This is a genomic window from Pseudoduganella sp. RAF53_2 (genome assembly GCF_052113985.1).
Lineage (GTDB): Bacteria > Pseudomonadota > Gammaproteobacteria > Burkholderiales > Burkholderiaceae_D > Rugamonas.
Map to the genome: position 1 here is coordinate 1 of NZ_JBFRDW010000581.1, position 3,953 is coordinate 3,953.

The following is a 3,953-nucleotide window of genomic DNA, read 5'->3' on the forward strand; positions in this document are numbered from 1 at the left end:
CAATGAAGAAGTGTACGGCTTTCCGCTCTATTACTACGTTTGGGGATTCGTCTACCGCAAGTCCTTGTTCCAGCGTCTGGAACTACGGCCGCCTGCAACGTGGAGCGAGTTCCTGCAGCTGTGTGAGCGGCTGAAAGCAGCCGGCGTAACGCCGCTGGGTTTGGGTGCGAAGAGCGGCTGGCCGGCAGCGGGCTGGTTCGATTATCTCAACCTGCGTATCAACGGCATCGACTTCCATCGCAAGCTGCTGCGTGGCGATGCGCGCTTCACCGATCCCAAGGTAAGGCAGGTATTTGACGTGTGGGGCGATCTGCTGCGCAAAGACTATTTTTTACCGGCGACGCTGGATCAGGAATGGGACCGTGTGCTGCCATACATCTATCGGAACCATGTGGGCATGACCTTGATGGGTAGTTTTTCTGCCGCCAAGTTCCCGGCGCCGCTAGCGGCCGATATGGGCTTCTTCGCCTTCCCAAGCTACTCGGCCGACATGCCGCAGTACGAAGAAGCGCCGCTCGATGTGCTGGTGTTGCCGGCCACCGGCACCAATCGCAGTGCCCGTAACCGCTTCCTCGCCTATCTCGCCGAAAGCGGAGCGCTGCGCCAGATCGCCGAGGCTGACCAGACATTCTCCACCCAGGCAGATCCGCTGGCGGCGCCGACCTTGCTCAGCGAGAGCACAAGCAGCATCCTCACCCAGGCCGCCGGACTGACCTATTTCTTCGACAGGGATGCGAAGCCCGAGCTGATCGCTCCAGTCTATGATGGCCTGCGCCGCTTTCTGAAGCCGCCATACGACACAGAACAGGCCGTTCAGTTCATCGAGAAATCGCGTCATTGAGCGAATGGGCATAATGTCCGCTCGCGCTGCGCTGCAGCGCTCATTTGCGGAGAACATCATGAAACCCACTCAGTTCAGGCCGCGGTCCCTGCTTATCTGCACAAGTGCCTTGCTGGCGGCTACGGTCTGCGGAACGAGCGCCGCTGAATCCATCGGCGATCATTCCACCGCAACACTGACGCTGTCGAACATGCAGCTGCAAGTGCATGCACTACCCGGCAATACTGGCCCGGCCAGTATCATCATTAATCCTTCCGACTCGTACCAGCGCTTGACGCTTTGGGTCACCAATCTGCCGGCAAGTTCGCAATACGCGTTTGGTTCGGTCGATAACAGTCCTTCGCTCGGCCTCACCAGCGACCATGCGCGTGCCAGCGGTACGATCATGGACACACTGCTGGACGGGACGATCTCCGCATCGGGCGAATTCCAGCCAGGCCAGAACTACTTTGCCAAGGCCATACTTTCAAGTGCCATCTTCCCCCAGCTCACGCCCTTTACCGAAGTGACGTTCTCCGGCCGGGTGTCCGCTCAAGTCACCGGGAACCTGATCGAAGAAGGTATTTCCTTCGCCGGCGCCAGTCTTGGCATCTCGCTTGGCAATCAGAATTACGGCCGGTACATCAATGTACGCAATGGTCCACAAACTCTGGACGAGGATTTCAGCCTTACCTATGTCAACGATACCGCCAACGTGCGGGACTTCGACTGGAGGACCTCCGCCGTGGTCTTCGCGCCCGTTGCGGAACCCAGCCAGTGGCTGATGCTGGCCTTCGGCGGATGCCTGCTGGGCTTTCTGCGCCAGCGTACAAGGGACGCGGTATAAAATAGCGCTCCCGCAGCCCGAATCATTCAACATGCCCGCCATTACCGACTTTCGCAGCCCGGACATTCAACCCGAATTTGATCACCCGCGCGAAGAGCGGCGGCTGGTGGGCAATCCAAAGCGCACAACCTGGAACCATTTCACCAACGCCAGCGGCGAGGTCAATGCAGGCGTCTGGGCTTGCGAAGCTGGCAGCTGGCGCATCGCCTTCGCGGACAACAAGGACGAGTATTTCTACGTGCTCGAAGGCCGCTGCCGCGTAATCGACGAACAGGGTAACGCCGCCGAAGCTGGCCCCGGCGACGCGCTGGTGATCCCGGCTGGTTTCAAAGGCGTGTTCGAAGTTGTCGAACCGATCAGGAAACATTACATCATCGTCGAGCGCAACGCCTGATTTCGCGTCGGCCTATAATGCGGCATGCATAAACGGACCGCTCCCGGCCTACCTGTCGCTGATTTCCACCCAGCGGTGGCGCGATGGTTCGCGTCCACCTTTGCCGGCGCCACCGAAGCGCAGCGCAAGGCCTGGCCGCTGATCCAGGCACACCGCCCTACACTGATCGCCGCGCCGACCGGCTCCGGCAAAACGCTGACCGCATTCCTCGCCGCCATCGATGCCCTGGTACGCGAGGCTGTCGTTGCCCCGCTTCCCGACGAAACGCGCGTGCTGTATGTGTCGCCGCCGAAGGCGCTGTCGAACGATATCCGCGTTAACTTGCTGGCGCCGCTGGAAGGCATCGTCGCCGAACTTGAGGCGATGGACTTGCCGCCCCATGGCATCCGTACCGCCGTGCGTACCGGCGATACGTCCCAGGCCGAACGCAATGCCATGCGCCGCAAGGCGCCGCACATCCTCGTCTCGACGCCGGAATCGCTATACGTGCTGCTTGGCTCGGACAGCGGCCGCGCGATGTTGTCGACGGTCCGCACCGTGATCGTCGACGAGATCCACGCGGTCGCTGGCTCCAAGCGCGGCAGCCATCTGGCGCTCAGTCTGGAGCGGCTGGATGCGCTGTGCGCGAAGCCGCCGGTACGCATCGGATTATCGGCCACRCAAAAGCCGCTGTCGCTGGTGGCCGATTTTCTCAGCGGGACGGGACGCGACTGCGCCATCGTCGATGTCGGCCACGTACGCGCGCGCGATCTCGGTCTGGAGCTGCCACCCGTGCCGCTGGAAGCCGTGATGGCAAACGAAGTGTGGGACCGCGTCTACGACAAACTGGCGGAACTGACTGCCCTTCATCGCACCACGCTGGTCTTCGTGAACACGCGCCGCATGGCCGAACGCATGGCGCGCCATCTCGCGGATCGCATCGGCGCCGAGCACGTGGCCGCGCACCACGGCAGTCTGGCCAAGGAATACCGGCTCGACGCGGAGCAGCGGCTGAAACGCGGCGACCTGCGCGTGCTGATCGCCACCGCTTCGCTGGAACTGGGCATCGATATCGGTGACGTGGATCTCGTGTGCCAGATCGGCTCCCCGCGCAGCATTGCATCCTTCCTGCAGCGCGTCGGGCGTTCGGGGCACCACGTCGGGGGCATGCCCAAAGGCCGTCTGTTCCCGACCTCGCGCGATGACCTGATCGAATGCGCGGCGCTGCTGGATTGCGTGCGCCGCGACGAGCTGGATGTACTGCACATACCTCCCGCGCCGCTGGACGTGCTGGCCCAGCAGATCGTCGCGGAAGTCGGCAATCGCGAATGGAGCGAAGACGAACTGTTTGCGCTGATCCGCCGCGCCATGCCTTACGCGAATCTGGAGCGTAACCGCTACGAGGCGGTGCTGCGCATGCTGAGCGAGGGCTACACCAGCCGCCAGGGCGTGCGCGGCACCTATCTGCACCGGGACACCGTCAGCGGCACCTTGCGTGGCCGCCGCGGCGGCAAGATGACGGCCGTGACTTCCGGCGGCACGATTCCGGATAACGCTGACTTCACCGTGATTCTTGAGCCGAGCGGCCAGAGTGTGGGTACGGTGCACGAGGACTTTGCCGTCGAGAGCATGGCGGGCGATGTTTTCCAGCTAGGGAATACGTCCTACCGCATCCAGCGTATCGAAGCGGGCAAGGTACGCGTGGAAGATGCCCATGGCGCCGCGCCGAATATTCCGTTCTGGATTGGCGAAGCACCGGGCCGCAGCGACGAGCTTTCGCTCGGTGTGGCCCGGTTGCGCAGCGAAATCGATCGCCTGCTGGGCGAGAAGGATAATGGCGATGCGGCCATCGAACATGCGGTGGATTGGCTGTACGAGCATCTTGGGCTGAATGACGATGCCGCGCGCCAGAT

The 3,953-nt window shown here is 62.3% G+C and carries 4 protein-coding genes; all 4 read left to right on the forward strand.

Translation table 11 applies throughout. The features are described from left to right. A partial coding sequence (locus tag AB4Z11_RS25805) for an ABC transporter substrate-binding protein (protein ID WP_442028659.1) occupies positions 1 to 841 on the forward strand: 841 nt, incomplete at its 5' end. A 58-nt stretch (positions 842 to 899) separates the two neighbouring features. Then, positions 900 to 1,667, forward strand: coding sequence for a hypothetical protein (locus AB4Z11_RS25810; protein WP_442028661.1), 768 nt, complete (start codon positions 900 to 902; stop codon positions 1,665 to 1,667). 31 nt (positions 1,668 to 1,698) lie between these two features. Next, a complete protein-coding gene (locus AB4Z11_RS25815) occupies positions 1,699 to 2,061 on the forward strand; it encodes a cupin domain-containing protein (RefSeq protein ID WP_442028663.1) in 363 nt (120 codons plus the stop codon). Between the two features lie 24 nt (positions 2,062 to 2,085). After that, a partial coding sequence (locus tag AB4Z11_RS25820) for a DEAD/DEAH box helicase (protein ID WP_442028664.1) occupies positions 2,086 to 3,953 on the forward strand: 1,868 nt, incomplete at its 3' end.